The 15,073-nt window shown below is 38.3% G+C and carries 16 protein-coding genes; 6 read left to right on the plus strand and 10 right to left on the minus strand.

Features of this window, described 5'->3' with window-relative positions:
- Window positions 1-2 precede the first annotated feature (2 nt).
- Window positions 3-1,460 carry a BglG family transcription antiterminator gene (locus HCJ55_RS01810; protein WP_008948452.1) on the minus strand — a complete coding sequence of 486 codons (1,458 nt, stop codon included), beginning with the start codon at window positions 1,458-1,460 and terminating at the stop codon, window positions 3-5.
- Window positions 1,461-1,655: 195 nt separating this feature from the next.
- Here HCJ55_RS01810 and HCJ55_RS01815 point away from each other — a divergent pair, with 195 nt between their 5' ends.
- Genes HCJ55_RS01815 through HCJ55_RS01825 form a run of 3 tightly spaced genes read left to right on the plus strand, consistent with a single transcriptional unit; the run spans window position 1,656 to window position 4,276 of the window.
- Window positions 1,656-2,558: an ABC transporter ATP-binding protein gene (locus HCJ55_RS01815; RefSeq protein ID WP_185506089.1), complete on the plus strand. Its 903-nt coding sequence runs from the start codon at window positions 1,656-1,658 to the stop codon at window positions 2,556-2,558.
- The gene (locus tag HCJ55_RS01820; RefSeq protein WP_185501908.1) at window positions 2,551-3,786 is read left to right on the plus strand and encodes an ABC transporter permease; all 1,236 of its coding nucleotides are present in this window, start codon (window positions 2,551-2,553) and stop codon (window positions 3,784-3,786) included. The genes HCJ55_RS01815 and HCJ55_RS01820 overlap by 8 nt, the downstream gene beginning before the upstream one ends.
- A gap of 16 nt (window positions 3,787-3,802) precedes the next feature.
- On the plus strand, window positions 3,803-4,276 hold the full coding sequence (locus HCJ55_RS01825) for a GNAT family N-acetyltransferase (protein WP_185516785.1): 474 nt from the start codon (window positions 3,803-3,805) through the stop codon (window positions 4,274-4,276).
- Window positions 4,277-4,866: 590 nt separating this feature from the next.
- Here the strand turns inward: HCJ55_RS01825 and HCJ55_RS01830 are convergent.
- From HCJ55_RS01830 to HCJ55_RS01840, 3 genes are all read right to left on the minus strand, one after another.
- On the minus strand, window positions 4,867-5,532 hold the full coding sequence (locus HCJ55_RS01830) for a GntR family transcriptional regulator (RefSeq protein WP_185516788.1): 666 nt from the start codon (window positions 5,530-5,532) through the stop codon (window positions 4,867-4,869).
- Window positions 5,533-5,706: 174 nt separating this feature from the next.
- The gene (locus HCJ55_RS01835; protein WP_008948457.1) at window positions 5,707-6,723 is read right to left on the minus strand and encodes a PTS sugar transporter subunit IIC; all 1,017 of its coding nucleotides are present in this window, start codon (window positions 6,721-6,723) and stop codon (window positions 5,707-5,709) included.
- Between the two features lie 68 nt (window positions 6,724-6,791).
- Entirely contained in the window at window positions 6,792-7,646 is an 855-nt protein-coding gene (locus HCJ55_RS01840) for a LysR family transcriptional regulator (RefSeq protein WP_185516790.1), read from the minus strand.
- 105 nt (window positions 7,647-7,751) lie between these two features.
- On the opposite strand from HCJ55_RS01840, the gene HCJ55_RS01845 reads away from it, so the two are divergent.
- Window positions 7,752-8,759, plus strand: a complete 1,008-nt coding sequence (locus HCJ55_RS01845; protein WP_008948459.1) for a YeiH family protein — start codon at window positions 7,752-7,754, stop codon at window positions 8,757-8,759.
- A 55-nt stretch (window positions 8,760-8,814) separates the two neighbouring features.
- A complete protein-coding gene (locus HCJ55_RS01850) occupies window positions 8,815-9,456 on the plus strand; it encodes a DUF1361 domain-containing protein (RefSeq protein WP_185501900.1) in 642 nt (213 codons plus the stop codon).
- A 43-nt stretch (window positions 9,457-9,499) separates the two neighbouring features.
- Here the strand turns inward: HCJ55_RS01850 and HCJ55_RS01855 are convergent, their stop codons facing one another.
- On the minus strand, window positions 9,500-9,817 hold the full coding sequence (locus HCJ55_RS01855) for a nucleoside triphosphate pyrophosphohydrolase family protein (RefSeq protein ID WP_185392549.1): 318 nt from the start codon (window positions 9,815-9,817) through the stop codon (window positions 9,500-9,502).
- Window positions 9,818-10,015: 198 nt separating this feature from the next.
- Between HCJ55_RS01855 and HCJ55_RS01860 the strand changes: the two genes are divergently transcribed.
- Entirely contained in the window at window positions 10,016-10,192 is a 177-nt protein-coding gene (locus tag HCJ55_RS01860; RefSeq protein WP_008948462.1) for a hypothetical protein, read from the plus strand.
- Window positions 10,193-10,233: 41 nt separating this feature from the next.
- Here HCJ55_RS01860 and HCJ55_RS01865 read toward each other — a convergent pair whose 3' ends face one another.
- From HCJ55_RS01865 to HCJ55_RS01885, 5 genes are all read right to left on the minus strand, one after another.
- Window positions 10,234-10,533 (minus strand): nucleotide pyrophosphohydrolase, encoded by a 300-nt coding sequence (locus tag HCJ55_RS01865; RefSeq protein WP_185516792.1) that lies wholly within the window; start codon window positions 10,531-10,533, stop codon window positions 10,234-10,236.
- Window positions 10,534-10,624: 91 nt separating this feature from the next.
- Window positions 10,625-10,951: a thioredoxin family protein gene (locus HCJ55_RS01870; RefSeq protein WP_185501899.1), complete on the minus strand. Its 327-nt coding sequence runs from the start codon at window positions 10,949-10,951 to the stop codon at window positions 10,625-10,627.
- Window positions 10,948-11,385 carry a flavodoxin gene (locus HCJ55_RS01875; RefSeq protein WP_185501898.1) on the minus strand — a complete coding sequence of 146 codons (438 nt, stop codon included), beginning with the start codon at window positions 11,383-11,385 and terminating at the stop codon, window positions 10,948-10,950. The genes HCJ55_RS01870 and HCJ55_RS01875 overlap by 4 nt, the downstream gene beginning before the upstream one ends.
- Window positions 11,382-12,431, minus strand: coding sequence for a ribonucleotide-diphosphate reductase subunit beta (locus tag HCJ55_RS01880; RefSeq protein ID WP_008948466.1), 1,050 nt, complete (start codon window positions 12,429-12,431; stop codon window positions 11,382-11,384). Before HCJ55_RS01880 ends, HCJ55_RS01875 begins: the two co-directional genes overlap by 4 nt.
- Before the next feature lie 55 nt (window positions 12,432-12,486).
- A complete protein-coding gene (locus HCJ55_RS01885; RefSeq protein ID WP_185501897.1) occupies window positions 12,487-14,781 on the minus strand; it encodes a ribonucleoside-diphosphate reductase subunit alpha in 2,295 nt (764 codons plus the stop codon).
- Between the last annotated feature and the right edge of the window lie 292 nt (window positions 14,782-15,073).

Genomic DNA, 15,073 nt, shown 5'->3' on the forward strand with positions numbered 1-15,073 from the left:
TCCTATAAAGTTTCCATCAATTTTTTCACCATCATTTTATCTTTTTCTGTAAACATCGCACTGACGAGCAGCGATGGAATTTCTTTGTTACTTTCTGCGTTGATTGTTGTTAGAATAAAATCAATATTCTGATAGTCTTGCAAACTATTTTTGTATCTAGTAGATGATAAAACGTCTACTATCTCGACATCTGGAAAAGCTTTTTGAACCTTTACTTTTAAAAGTTCGGACGTTCCGATGCCGCTTGAACACATGATAATAATTCGTTTGACAAGTGGGGATGCTTCCATGTGTTTGGCGAAATATATCGTGATATAGCCAACTTCATCATCAGATATTGTGCTTAACTTAAAGGTTTCCGCAACATCGCGGGCGGTTTCTTTGATGATATCAAACAGTTTTCCGTACTCTAATTTAATGTCGCTTAATAAGTTATTTTTTATGTTAATTTGATGATTCATTCGGTTGACCATCGGCTTCATGTGGCTGAGTAGCTCAATCTTTAATTGCTTTTTATTAATCGGCATATTGATTTTAGCCGCCACTTGATCGATATAAAAATCAGTCATTTCCTCCACGATAGGTAAAACTTTACTCGGAACTAATTCAATTTCATGATTAAAACGAGAAGAAATCAAGTATTGTAAAAAATGAAAGATTTCCCGCTTTGGTAAAGTCATTTTTAAATATTGTTCAATCGCTTCAATGGCTTCCACTGCAATCGTATGCAGTTTTTCATTGGTGACAATATAAGTGTCCTCACTTTCGTTAAAATCTTCCACTTCCCCTTGGCGAAAACGATTGATCAAAATATACAGATGCGAAAAAATATTAATATCGTATGGATACGGAATGTTAATCATCAGCTTGCTTTCAATCATTTCCATTTGCCTAACAATGAACTGAACATCGGCTTTATTGAGGTCGCTATATTCCGTTTTTAAATCATCGTAGCTCGATAAATCGATGTTATTAATTACTTCATTAATTGCAGTGCGAATATTTTCTTCCGTACCGACCACCCGAATTTCTTTTTGCCGTTTCTCAAGAGCCAATTCGTATTTCTCGATGGATTGATTTAAAAGCGCAAAGTCATTTTTGATTGAATTATAGCCAACGTAATAATCTTCATATAGTGCCGTTACATCCAAGTATTTAGGGGATTTAAATAATACTTGTAGTAAAATTTTTTCTCGTCTTTCTGTTGGTGTATAGCCGAAAATATCTCCTGTTGTTTCTAATTTCGCTTGAATATACGCCTTGTAATCTAGTTTAAAACCACGCCCTTTTTCAGATATAATGATATCTTTTGCTTCTGTCGTGGCGTTGATGTTTTTAATCTTTCGGTAAATGGTTTTAGAGGAAACGTCTAGAATTTCAGCTAGTTGCTTGGCTGTCAAAAAATCGTTTTTCGTTAAGAACAAGTTAATTAATGCACGCTCCGTTTGGGTAAGAAGCATTTCATCACCTCCCTCTACGCTCTATTATACACAAATAAAAGAAAACGGTTACACTAAGTTATGTCCACTACACTAGACAATTTTTTGGCAAAGTTTGTGAAAAGCTAATTGCTATAGCCCTTTACTTCTAGCAAGACAATCCCCCGATAAAACCGTATAATAAAAACAGGGAAGATTTTAGAAAGGGGTGCTCATGTGACGCTTGAACTACATAATGTGACGAAGAATTTTGGAACTAAAGTCGCGGTTAATGATTTATCGTTTCGCGTAGAACCAGGGAAAATACTCGGATTAATCGGGCAAAATGGCGCTGGTAAAACAACTACCTTTCGTCTTATTTTGCATTTTTTAGAAGCAACTTCTGGGAAAATTACGTGGGACGGCAAAGAAGTAAGTAAAATTGATCCAAATATTATCGGCTATTTGCCGGAAGAACGCGGTTTATACCCAAATGTCACCATTGAAGAACAGTTGATATTTTTCGCCGAATTAAAAGGGTATCCAAAACAAAAAATTAAAGCAGAAATTGATGATTGGCTTGAACGCGCCGAAATCGTCGGTAAAAAAACAGACTTAATCAAAACACTATCCAAAGGAAATCAACAGAAAATCCAGCTGTTAAGTACGATTATTCATCAACCAAAACTAGTTATTTTAGATGAACCATTTAGTGGACTTGACCCTGTCAATGCAGAGATTTTGAAGAAATTTGTATTTGATTTGCGTGCTTCTGGCGCGGCAATTATTTTCTCCAGCCACCGCATGGAAAATGTCGAGGAGCTTTGTGATTCCCTTTTAATGCTCAAAAAAGGAAACGTGGTACTTCAAGGAACGACCGAATCAGTAAAATCGGTATTCGGTCGTAAACGGATTTTGATTGAATCCAATCATACGGCGGACGAACTAGCCGCATTGCCAGAGGTGTTACGTGTAGAGAAGCATCGTGACGGCGTTCTTCAACTTGAAATTGCCGAAGAAGCAGATGCAGAGAAGATTTTTGACTACGTGACAAAAGATGGTTTCATCCAAACATTCAGCCTCCAAGCTCCAACGCTCGAAGAAATATTCAAATGGAAGGCTGGTGAATCTCATGAGTAAATTTTGGGTGATAACCAAGCAAGTTTACAAAAGACGTGTAAAAACTAAATCATTTTTAATTTCGCTACTCTTTCCTGTTTTAATCGCCGCACTTATCGCGGGCATTCCGAAAATGGTGGATTACTTTGATTCTACTAGCGATGTTACTAAAATCGCCGTGCTGTCTGATGATCCAGTTTTCGAAAAAGCATTAGCCTCAGACAAAAACCATTTCAAAGTAAATACGGATATCAACGACAAAAAAGTTGCCCAGTCTGCTTTGAAAAATGGCAAAATAGACGGATTTGTCACGATTACGGAAGAAAACGATACAGTTGGCGCGGTTTATACAACCCAAGAAACAGCTGGACAAGACGTGATTACGCGTTTAACAGAAGATTTGACAGCTACCAAAATCGCCGAAAAAGCTGCTGCATATAAAATTACCAATGAGCAATTGCAGTCGATTACGTCCCCTGTTTCCGTAACCAATGATTTAGAGTCCAACAACCAGCTTACTAACCACGAAAAAGATGTCATGAGCGCAGCCGTACTTGTTTTAACGCTCGTTATCTTCATTTTCGTTATGAGCTACGCAAACATTGTTGCATCAGAAATCGCTACAGAAAAAGGTACACGCATTATGGAAGTCATTTTATCGAGTGTATCGGCGACAACGCACTTATTCGCCAAATTAACAGCAATTATTTTTATGCTTCTGACACAAATTGGTTTTTATGTCGTTTGCGGCGCGGTCGTTCTGATTGCTGGTCGTAACACGGAAATGGTCCAAAATGTCTTAGATCAAATTGCCGTTTTCCCAGCATATTACCTTGTGCTAAATCTACTATTTGTTATTTTAGGTTTATTGTTATATATTTTACTCGCAGCAATGATTGGTTCGATGGTCCCAAATGTCGAAACCGTTGCGCAGTTTATTTATCCAATGACAATTCTCGCTATTATCGGCTACTGGGGATCCATTGCAGCAGCTAATGCACCTGACAATTTACTCGTTATCATCGGTTCGTACATTCCAACCTTTTCACCGATGATGATGCTAGCGCGAATGGACTTATTATCCGTTTCAACTATCGGTATTTTTAGTTCACTCGCCATTCTCCTTGCGAGCGTTATCGGCGCCTTTTTCCTCACCGTTCGCCTGTACCAAGGAAATGTCCTGCTATACAGCAACGATGGCTTGTGGAAAACATGGAAAACCTCGCTATCCTATGCAAAAAGAAAATAAAGAAAGTTGGTAAATTATGCAAATTAGACTATCTAAGCGCGAAGATGCTGCTTCTATGATTGAGTTAGAACATTTAGTTTGGACGCCGGGAACAACACCCGGCAATATCCATTTTGATAGCGAGGCAGACTTTTTACTTAAATGCCCTCCAGGTTCCAAAATTGTTGTCGCAACTGAGGATAAAGTCGTTGGGATTCTTGGTTACAAGTCCCCTATCCCGCTCTCGTCCAACCAACACGTTGTCGAAATTGATATCGCTGTCCATCCTGACTTCCAACGTGCTGGCATTGGTCAGCTTTTAATGGACAAAATGAAAGAAGTAGCGCGTGAAAAAGGCTATGTTAAAATTGCCTTGCGTGTTCTATCCATTAATAAAAAAGCGATTCACTTTTATGAAAAAAATGGCTTTAAACAAGAAGGGTTGCTAAAAAAAGAATTTATTATTCAAGGCGAATATGTCGATGATATTTTAATGGCTTATTTCCTCTGACAAAAGGCCTGGCTTAAAATGCAAACTATGACTTTATAATCATTTTACAAATAAAGCGTTTACATTTATTTAGAACGGTTATATATAGAGTACAACGAACAAATAAAAGGTGATGCGAATGACAAAAACTTGGTGTACAAGCTGATTTTTTTCTCAGCTTTGTCATATGCCGGCAAAACGTCTGGTGAAGGATTGTAAGTGTCAAACAGCTATGGTTAGCTGACAGGAGGAAGGCGAGGAGTATACGCCGCGTCAAGGACTTTACGCTAGCTTAGTTGTAGGAAGACGGAATTTCGTTACGTCGCTCGTTTATCAATATTTTTATCCTCACTACATTGGTAAATAAGCGAATAAAGTATCGTATCATTCATGGCCACTATTTAAGCAAGTTACGGGCGCTCATTTATTCGTAAGTTAGAATATCTTGAGAAGTAAGTAGCAAGACAAATAATTCGCCTACTTGTTTGAAAATGCCTCACCGTTTTCCGATTGTTGTATGTTTATTCAGAAACATCCAGACATGGTCCGGCCCATCAGATGAGTGGCAAGACAAGCTCATCCGAAAAGAAAAACCCCGCGTGACGAAATCGTCATTCGGGGTTTTTTGATTCGGAAAAAAAGATTGAAATATTTTTATCATAAAATCTTTGAATGACCAAGTGGCATTTTTCAAATTCTTTTGCTTCTAGATGTGTCACTAATTCTTCTAGCGTTTCTATCACGTCCATCGTAAAATCTTCAAAAAGTGGCTTTTCATTCTCATTCTTCATATTTCGCAGCGTTTGGCTAAGAATATCGATATTTTTCTCCATCGCCGGCATTTCAGTATAGTGAATCATACAAGCATAAAAGTTTTTCACGTGATTAATAAATACATCTGTATCTTGTTCCGCAACAGCCAGTTTGATATATACTAGCTCTTTACGAAGGCAAGTTGCGCAAATTTCTGCGTCTTGTTCTTGTAGTTTTTGTACCGCATAATTCAGATGAAAAAAAGCTAACTTTACTCGTGATTTTTCGCGATGCTGAGCTTCACTAGTCACTGCAACTGAAAAACCATTTCCTCCGCTGTTTTTGCATAATATACCACTTTTATGTAAACAATGAAGCGCACTAAAAGCTACTCGTTTGCTGACCTGAAATCGTTTCATGATGTCGTCTATATCCACTTTCTCGCCACTTTCCAAAGTGTTAGCCATTATCTCATTCTTGATTTCTCCGTAAATAGGATCTGCAACAAATCCACTTTTCTCCATAATTTGAACCTCTTTATTTTTTATTGCTTTCACTGTTATATTTTACACGAAAAAATTCCATTTAGATATGGCTTTTTGCGAAAAAATGTGTCCATTACGTTACAAAATTGATTTCCAGCACATAACATTTCAATATAAAAAGCAGAGCCACAAAGCCCTACTTTTCACATTATTCTACTGCAACTCAATCGTTAAATCCCCTGTTTTCAAGCGTTCTCTTTTAACAAGAATCGGTCTGACAATAAGTGCAATAACACCTGGCAAGACAACTGCCACCAAAATAAAAGCAGCAAGTGTGCTGAATCCGTAATTTGCTATTAAATAAAGTGGTGCAACAAAGGCGCATAAGCCAAGACCAGCAACTTCACTCGCGGCTTGAATATGAAATACCATCACACCAAGAGGTCCAGCGATTAATGTCGTCAGTAACGGCACTAACATTAAACTAGGCTTTCTAATAATATTAGGTGTTTGTAATTTCGGCGTACAGATAAGTTGCGCGAAAAATGCACCCCAGTTATTGTCCCGATAACTTAACACCGCAAATGACACGAATTGAACCGAGCAACCAATCAACGCCGCAGCACTAGCTGTTGGATCAAGTTGGAGCGCAATCGCGAGCGCAGCAGATGAAGCCGGACTAAGTATCAGTAACCCAAACACAAAAGCAATAACCATCGATGAAATCAGCGGCGAACCACCAATTAATGAACTAATTCCAAGACTTACAGAAGCTAAAATTGGCGCCATAATCTTTGCAAATAAAATACCGCTAAGTCCGCCTGCTAAAAGTGCTACGCCAGGAATTAAAATCATATCAAATTTCGTCTTCCCAGTGACTCTTTTCCCAGTCCAAACCGCCACAATAACGGCCAAAATAGCGCCCACCGGTTCTCCGCTAGTAATCCCAACACCACCACCAGCTAAAGTCACTACCGCCCCGCCGCCAATAACAGCAGATGCAGCCGCACTTATCGTCACAAGCGTATTCGCATGCAAGCACATCGCAATACCAACACCAATTCCCGGAATGAGCATCGTTTTACCAATCGCACCAATCGTTACAAGAAATGAAATTCCTGTCATCTGGCCAATCGTTTGCAACAGAAGCCCAATCCCAAGCGTTACAAGAACCGCATTCGCAATCCCCATAGAAGCCTTATAGGAACGATCTATAAAATATTCTTTCATTACTTCTCCCCTTCTAAAATGTATTCTTCCTCATTGTAATCACTCCCTTGTTAAAAAGCTAGTTTTATTTACTGATTTTCCTTTAAAAATGTTAAAAAGGTTTCCGCAATCCGATTTTCCAGTCTTTGTTTATTTTTCAATACTGAAAATTTCCGCATAAGGCTGCCTGCCTCATTGAAAACGCGTAATTTCCCTTCTGCAATTTCCGTTTTAACGACGCACCGTGAGATCACCGTGTAGCCCATTCCCTCAAGCACCATTTGTTTGACCGCCATATTACTCCAGGCAACGACTTTTTCAGTAACATTCCAACCATTCGTACTCAATACATGATCCAAATATTCGCGCGTTCCAGATCCTTCTTCTCGCGCAATCCACGTTGCCCCTTGCTCAATTTCCGCAAGCGAACCATCTGCCCGTCCAACAATGCACATTTCGTCATCCGCAAAAGCACTTATCGCCAAATCTTTCTTGCTCACTTGGCCTTCAATAAGCCCAGCATCCACTTGAAGCAGTTCGACTTTATCAGCAATTTTAGCCGTATTTTCAATGATGAGTTCGATGGTAATATCTGGATAGTGCGCATGAAACTTCGCAATCAGCGCCGGCAAATAATACTCTCCTATCGTAAAACTCGCACCAATCCGCAGTCGTCCTTTTAAATGGTGGTGATACAAACTAATTTCATCTTCCACTTGTTTATACAAACCTTCTAATTGTTTCGCGCGGTGGTATAGTATTTCTCCCGTAGCTGTTAAAATAAACTTTTTCGCTTGCCGGTAAATAAGCTCGGTTTCATAAGTCTCTTCTAATTTCTTTAGTTGCAAGGATACTGCTGGTTGGGAAATGTGCAATTCTTCGGCCGCCTTTGTAAAACTTTGCAATTCTACAACCCTTATATACGTTCTCAACGCCTCGTCCATTTGAGCACCTCCATAAAAATAACTTATCAATAATATAATTAATATAAATTTTACTAATAAAAATAGAAATGGTAAAGTAAAAGCATAGAAGAAAGGGGGATGAATATGAGTCAAATTTTATTTAAAACGAAGACTTTTTGGTATGGTATTGCGCTTACGTTCTGTATCGCTACCTTATCTTATTTTTTAGCAAAATTACCATTTTTAATGATTCTTGGGCAACTTGTTACTGCTATTTTAATCGGAATTATCATTCGTGCCCTTTTTCCAGTTCCGGATAAATGGTTTACTGGCATTCAATTTTCGAACAAAGTGATTCTTCGTGCTGGGATTATTTTACTTGGTTTCCGGCTAAATTTAGTTGATATTTATGATGCTGGCTGGCGCGTATTCTTGATTGCTGCCTTATGTCTTAGTTTTGGGATTGCAGTTGTTTACTTTTTGGCAAAACTTTTTGGCGTCGATAAAAAGCTAGCGATTCTGGTTGCTTGTGGCACAGGGATTTGCGGGGCTGCAGCTGTGGTCGCCATTTCACCACAAGTAAAAGCTGACAATAACCAAACCGCGGTGGCTGCTACAATTATTGCACTACTTGGAACTATTTTTACAATCGTGTATACATTAATTTATCCAATTCTGCCACTCGGACCAGATGGCTATGGTATTTTTGCCGGGGCTACGCTTCATGAAATTGCACACGTGATTGCTGCAGCAGATCCAGGTGGAACGTCTGCTGTCGATATGGCAGTTATCGTTAAATTAACTCGCGTGGCGCTACTTGTTCCCGTCTGCTTTGTTGTTGCAAAAATGGTGAACGCTGGAACAAATAACCGCTTTTCATGGGCTGAACTTCCTGTACCTTGGTTTATTTTTGGCTTCCTAGCTACAAGTGCTATCAATAGTTTTGGTATTATTCCAACATCTATCACCAATTTCCTCGTTGTCTGTGCCTATTTCCTTATTGCTATGTCAATGGGCGGACTTGGATTAAATGTCCACTTACCTTCTTTTGGAAAAATGGGTGGGAAACCTTTTGTGGCAGCGTTTATTGGTTCGGTCTTGCTTTCTGCTTTTGGGTTAGCTTTAGTACTTTTGTTTCATTTAGCAGGTTAAGTTATCCTCGGCAACTCAAATTGTGATACAATAGCAAGCACGAGGTGACTATTACATGACGAAAGCAATTTGGACTTGCCGAGCTTTTTTACTCGGATATTTTCTTGTTTTACATTTTACCGCTGACACGTATACTTTTTTAATTTTAAATGTTGGGCTTGCTTATATACCTTTCGAAATAGCTGTATTCCTCACAAAGAAACCTCGTGTATGGTGGATTTTTTGGCCACTCGGCATTGTTTGGTTAGTATTTTTCCCAAATGCGCCTTATCTACTCACTGACTTGCTACATTTACAGCGCTTAGAAATTTACGGAGCTGAAGGAATACTTTCGACATCGCCTTGGTTATGGCGCCACTTCACTTATATTATCGTTGGCGTATTCTTTGGATTATTTATTGGCTTCTGGTCCTTTGCAAAAATGCTCGCTGAAATAAGAAGACGCTTTAATTGGACTAGCTGGTTAAGTTATCAACTACTAACAATTGGTTTAATCTTATTATCAAGCTATGCTATTTATATTGGCAGATTTTCACGCCTGCATTCGATTCATTTACTAACACAACCAATCGATTCTATCCAAATCATGTTTAGTGTTTTTCACTGGCCATTCTGGAACTTTGTGTTCTACTTCTCGATTATTCAATATGTTATTTATACGCTATTTAGCAGGTTTTCTAGCTCACTAAAAAACTAAAAACGTTTGTATTTAAGACAATTTCTTAAATACAAACGTTTTTTTAATCGATATGCAGTTTGCTACGTTCCGCTGAAAAGCCTTGCGGATAGCGGCGTTTTAATTTTTCGATATTTAATTCGGCAACGGTTTCCATGCTTATGTCCGCCCATTTAGCAATTTGCGATACGTACCAAAGAACATCTCCTAGTTCTTTCGTCAAAGCATCTTTATCCAAATCGTGGCCATGAAAAGCATATTTCTTAATCAAATCAGCAACTTCACCGGCTTCTCCAGCTATTCCAAGTCCGTAATTCGTTAATGCCTGTTCGTGTGTTGCTGCAGTTCTATTTGCTAAAACTTGATACTCTTTAAAATCCATGTGTTGTCCTCCTTGCCTCTCTCACTTTCTTACTATAACAGATAATTTTTTTCGTTTGCAGTCTTGACTATTTGGAAATTATGCGAACTGATGCTCTATCAATGCCTTTCATCTTTAAAATTTTTTTCTCTTTAAAGGCTTATTTTTTTCCAGTTATTCCTTTATAATAGAGATAAGATTTCTGAAAGGAGCTTTTAAATGAAATTAGCTAGCTTAGTTGTACTTCTTGTTGGTCTGATCGGCTTTGGTTTTTCGTTTAGCATAACTGGACTTATCGGTTTCGGCGTTTGCATCATTTCGCTTATTTTGGTCGCAGCAGGAATTTTTGCAATGATTCGTTCCAAAAAAAGACGTAAACGATCTTATTCTTATTAAATAAAAAGCTGCTTTAGCCTATACGGATAAAGCAGCTTTTTCTATTTTTCCGGCCATATTCGTGTCCGGTTTTCTGCAAGCTTTGAACGAACAAGCTCTTCGCCATCAGCTCCCATACTTTCCGCGATTTGGAGTGCGTATATCATGACATCCGCTACTTCTTTTAAAATCGCTTCCTGGTTTTCTTTCACTGCCACCTCATCTTGTTTCCACTGAAAACATTCCAGTAGTTCTGCTGCTTCGAGCGACAAAGATATTGCTAAATCTTTTGGTTTATTATACTGATCCAACCAGTCACGTTCTTCCAGAAATGCAGTAATTTCATCTTGTAATTGTCTCAAACCCCCAACCCCTTCTGTAAATCAAATCACAAATAACGATAGAAAAAAGAGCAATAAGTCGCTTAGTAGCAAGGACTTATCACTCATTTAATTACGCGTTTAAAGAAATAGCTTCTTCGATTTTGTTTGGTGGGATAAATCCGTTTAAACGGTGGATTTCTTCTCCGCCTTTGTAAAGTACAAGTGTTGGTGTTTGTTGTACATCGCGGTCAAAAAAGAAGTTTTCGCCCATTTCTTCTAGTTTTACTTTTAATACTTTCACTTTGCTTGCGATTTCAGAGTTTTTGAATTCAGCAAACGAAAGATCAAGCATTTTACAATTAGGACAATTGTCTTTCCAATAATCTACATATACTAATTCTTCTCCGCTAATATGAGCTGCGAATTCTTCAGGTGTTTTAATTTCAATACTTGTCATTTGATTCCACTCCTTAACGCTAAAATTTTCTTGACCCAATTGTCTATTTCAGCCGCATCTTGTTCTGTGTGCGGCATTTGTTCTATTTTTAAGGTTGGGTAGCTTGTACCGAAATATTTAACCATTCGGTCGACAGCTCCGCAATAAAAATCCATACCCCATTGTGTTTCCCCAGTGCCAAAAATGGCTACGTTCTTGGGCTTTACAGCTAGTTCCGCGATAAAATCTTTCATATCTGGCGGTGTTCTTCCGTAGTCGACTGTCCATGCCCCCAACACGTACAAGTCAAAATCCTCATCAAGCGGATATGCAGCGGAAGGAGATACACGTAAGGACACAACTTCGTGCCCTTCGCTTTGTAATCTCGCTTCAATTTCATCCGCTACCATTTTGGTGTTCCCGCTTAGAGAATCATAGGCTAGCAAGATTCTCATAAATCGTCGAATCCGTTATCCATATTCGTTTTTTTATAGCTTGAATTGCGCATTTCGAAAAAGTCGGTTTTTGTTTCTGTAAAGTTATCTGCGTAAGCTTTAATCCATGTCATTGTGTTGTCGCTATGTCCTGGATAAAGTTCTGGAATACCAAGCATTCCTAGCATTTTGTTGGCACGATATTTCACGTAATCAACCATTTCTTCTACGTCAATGCCTTCAATACCTTGTAAAACTTCTTCGGACCATTCTGTTTCAAGTTCAACAGCGTGGCGGAAAGCTTCATGCGTATATTCCACTAACTCATCTGTTTGTAATTCTGGGTTTTCCCCAAGGATTGCCCGGATTACTTCAGAAATAAATTTCGAGTGAGCTAGTTCATCACGATTGATAAAGCTAATGATTTTCCCAGTTCCTGTCATTTTATTTTGACGAACAAGATTGTAGAAGTAAGCAAAGCCACTGTAGAAATTAATTCCTTCTAAAATAGAAGATTGAATCAATGCTTTGACAAGTGTTTCACCTGTTTTATTATTCATGAAATCATCATACGCTTCCATGATTGGCTCGTTACGTTTGATGATTGTTGGATGTGTTCTCGCCAGTTCAAATACGCGATTTTGTTCTTGCAAGTTTGTAATAGAAGCAAGTACATAAGAGTAACTTTCATTATGGATTACTTCTTGTTGCCCAATAATTGCTGCGTTTGCATGCACAGCTGGGTCAGTAATGTATTCCGCAATGTTGTAAATGAAACGTGTTTGCGGAGAATCAAGTGTTGCTAGTAAGCCAATGATGGCATCAAAAGCATATTTTTCTTCTTCTGAAAGATTCGGATATTGTTTTGCATCACTTTTCATATCTACTTCATCTGGAATCCAGTAGTTAGTAGAAAGTTCTTTATAAGCACGGTAGAAAGATGGGTACGGGATATCATTCCAGTTCAAAATCCCACTAGTTTCTCCGTTTATGATTGAAGTAGAACGATTAGGAAATAAAGGTTCTAAAATTTTAATACGAGTAAGTTGTTCTTTTTGGTTAGCCATCGAGGCAAGCCCTCCCTTTCATTTTTGCGTTATTCGTCAAGTGTTTAGAGATTTATCAGCTTGAGCACCATTCGCACTCTTCTACGTCGATATCGTTTGAACGGACATAGTAAGTTGTTTTTAATCCTTCATTCCAAGCAGTCATGTGTAGTTCAAGTAATTTACTTGCTTTGATGCCACTTGGTACATAGAAGTTAAAGCTTAGTGATTGGTCTACGTGACGTTGACGGCGACCATTTTGACGAACACTTGCGAATTGGTCTACTTTGTATGCACCTTTTTCGTAGTATGGGTATGTGCTTAAGTTTAAGTCTGGTGCGATTACTGGACGGCGGTAATCTTTTTTCTCTTCATAGTAGAACGCACTGTAAATTGGGTCGATGGAAGCAGTGGATCCAGCAATTTGAGCTGTACTCATATTTGGTGCTACAGCTACAAGGTACGCATTACGTAAGCCTTTTTCTGCTACTTCTTTTGCTAATTCTTGCCATTCAGCTGAATTATAGTTACGACGTGCGAAATATTCTCCAGTGTTCCAATCGCTTCCTTTGAAGACTTTGTAAGCACCTTTTTCTTGAGCTAGTTTGTTACTAGCGCGAATTGCTAAATAGTTGATTTGTTCATATAATTCATCGGCATATTTCTCAGCTTCTTCTGAGTCCCAAGCGATATTTTTAAGAGCAAGCAAGTGATGCCAACCGAATGTTCCAAGTCCGATAGAACGGTATTTTTGGTTTGTAATCGTTGCTTGTGGTACTGGTAGTTCGTTTAAGTCGATAACGTTATCAAGCATACGTACCTCAACTTCGATTAAACGTTCTAACGTGCCTTCTTCTTCTGCCACAACTGCACGGCCTAAGTTAACAGAAGATAAGTTACATACAACAAAATCTCCCGCTTGTTTTGTAATAACGATTTGATCACCAGAAATAATTTCTTGAATCATTTTTGTTGGGCTCATATTTTGCATGATTTCTGTACATAAGTTACTAGAATAAACCATGCCTTCGTGTTTGTTAGGATTCATTCTGTTTACTTCATCGCGGTAGAACATGAATGGGTTACCTGTTTCAAGTTGACTTACCATCACACGTTTCATAATATCAATTGCTTTAACGATTTTTTTGCTGATTGTTTCGTCAGCTACTAATTCGTCATATTTTTCACGGAAAGTACCTTCACCTTTTGTTTCATCGTAGAAATCTTGTAGGTACCAGCCTTTTTTCGCTTTTACTTCATGTGGATCGAATAAATACCACTCGCCACGACGTTCTACAGCTTCCATGAAAATATCAGGAATACAAACAGCAGTAAATACATCATGTGCGCGTAAACGTTGGTCACCATTGTTTAAACGTAAATCAAGGAAAGATTCGATATCTTTATGGAAAACGTCTAAGTAAACTGCAATTGCACCTTTACGTTGGCCTAATTGGTCCACGCTCACGGCTGTATTGTTTAATTGTTTAATCCAAGGAATAACGCCGCCACTTGCACCTTTTACGCCGCGGATAGCAGCTCCTGTTGAACGAACATAACCAAGATATGCGCCAACACCACCGCCATGCTTAGAAACTCTAGCCACGTCTGTATTGCTGTCATAAATACCTTGCAAGCTATCATCCACTGTATCAATGAAACAACTAGATAATTGTCCGCCAACTTTTCCTGCGTTTGCAAGCGTTGGTGTTGCTACAGTCATATATAGGTTACTTAAAGCCCAGTAAGCTTCTTCTACTAATTTCATGCGTTTTTCTTTTGGTTCATTTTGCATTAAATAAAGTGCGATAGTTAACCAACGTTCTTGTGGTAACTCATACACATTGCGTTCGGAGTCAGTTGCTAAATAACGAGTTGCAAGTAGATACAGGCCATTATACGTAAATAATTTATCTTTCTCAGGGTCAATTAATTTCCCTGCTGCAATCAAATCTTCTTTAGAATAATTTTTCAGGATATTACCGGAGTAAATACCACGTTCGCCTAAACTTTCTTGAAGTCCAACGTAAGAACCATATTTATCATCATCATTATAAAAACGGTTTTTACTCGCTTTTTTATATAATTTATTTAAATAAAGACGTGCCGCGAAATGTTCCCATTCAGGAATGTGAATATCTGTACGAGCTTCTGCTTCCCTAATTAAATAATCGACTAATTCGTCAGCCGCGTAATCTTCCTTCTTCTCTACAAAATTAAAAACCTTACGTTTGTAATCTTCTAAATCAAGTTTCGGAAATTCTTCATGGATTTTCTCTAAATAACCATCCAATCGGCTTTTGTCAAAAGGTAGCTTTCTGTTTCCCCCGTCTTTTACTATGTAAGTTGTCATTTGCAATCCCCATTTCATCCTTTTTTCCTCGTTGTAAAAATATCTGATTCATTTTGCGCTTTTCATTCGTCCCCGAACTATTTGTGGTCGTTCCATGGAGCAAAAAAATTAACTTTTAAAGGAGCAAATTCCCCTGATAAAAGTTAAAAGGCGATGAAGCAATATTTCGCTTTCGATACTATATATAGTATAACTTTTTTTATGTGAATGCAAGATATAGTACTTTGATTTTCTGGCTAAAAAGGTCAAAACTCTGATTAAAACAAGGTTTCCAGCAAATAAAAAAATTTTTTCAGGCAATTGTGTGTTT

The organism is Listeria marthii (assembly GCF_014227425.1).
Lineage (GTDB): Bacteria > Bacillota > Bacilli > Lactobacillales > Listeriaceae > Listeria > Listeria marthii.

Bases quoted from the DNA above. Each gene is read 5' to 3' on its own strand.
- HCJ55_RS01825 (WP_185516785.1), top strand. From the start codon at position 3,803: ATGCAAATTAGACTATCTAAGCGCGAAGATGCTGCTTCTATGATTGAG.
- HCJ55_RS01870 (WP_185501899.1), bottom strand. From the start codon at position 10,951: ATGACAAGTATTGAAATTAAAACACCTGAAGAATTCGCAGCTCATATT.
- HCJ55_RS01875 (WP_185501898.1), bottom strand. From the start codon at position 11,385: ATGAGAATCTTGCTAGCCTATGATTCTCTAAGCGGGAACACCAAAATG.
- HCJ55_RS01830 (WP_185516788.1), bottom strand. From the start codon at position 5,532: ATGGAGAAAAGTGGATTTGTTGCAGATCCTATTTACGGAGAAATCAAG.
- HCJ55_RS01885 (WP_185501897.1), bottom strand. From the start codon at position 14,781: ATGAAATGGGGATTGCAAATGACAACTTACATAGTAAAAGACGGGGGA.
- HCJ55_RS01880 (WP_008948466.1), bottom strand. From the start codon at position 12,431: ATGGCTAACCAAAAAGAACAACTTACTCGTATTAAAATTTTAGAACCT.
- HCJ55_RS01840 (WP_185516790.1), bottom strand. From the start codon at position 7,646: ATGGACGAGGCGTTGAGAACGTATATAAGGGTTGTAGAATTGCAAAGT.
- HCJ55_RS01860 (WP_008948462.1), top strand. From the start codon at position 10,016: ATGAAATTAGCTAGCTTAGTTGTACTTCTTGTTGGTCTGATCGGCTTT.
- HCJ55_RS01810 (WP_008948452.1), bottom strand. From the start codon at position 1,460: ATGCTTCTTACCCAAACGGAGCGTGCATTAATTAACTTGTTCTTAACG.
- HCJ55_RS01835 (WP_008948457.1), bottom strand. From the start codon at position 6,723: ATGAAAGAATATTTTATAGATCGTTCCTATAAGGCTTCTATGGGGATT.
- HCJ55_RS01845 (WP_008948459.1), top strand. From the start codon at position 7,752: ATGAGTCAAATTTTATTTAAAACGAAGACTTTTTGGTATGGTATTGCG.
- HCJ55_RS01820 (WP_185501908.1), top strand. From the start codon at position 2,551: ATGAGTAAATTTTGGGTGATAACCAAGCAAGTTTACAAAAGACGTGTA.
- HCJ55_RS01850 (WP_185501900.1), top strand. From the start codon at position 8,815: ATGACGAAAGCAATTTGGACTTGCCGAGCTTTTTTACTCGGATATTTT.
- HCJ55_RS01855 (WP_185392549.1), bottom strand. From the start codon at position 9,817: ATGGATTTTAAAGAGTATCAAGTTTTAGCAAATAGAACTGCAGCAACA.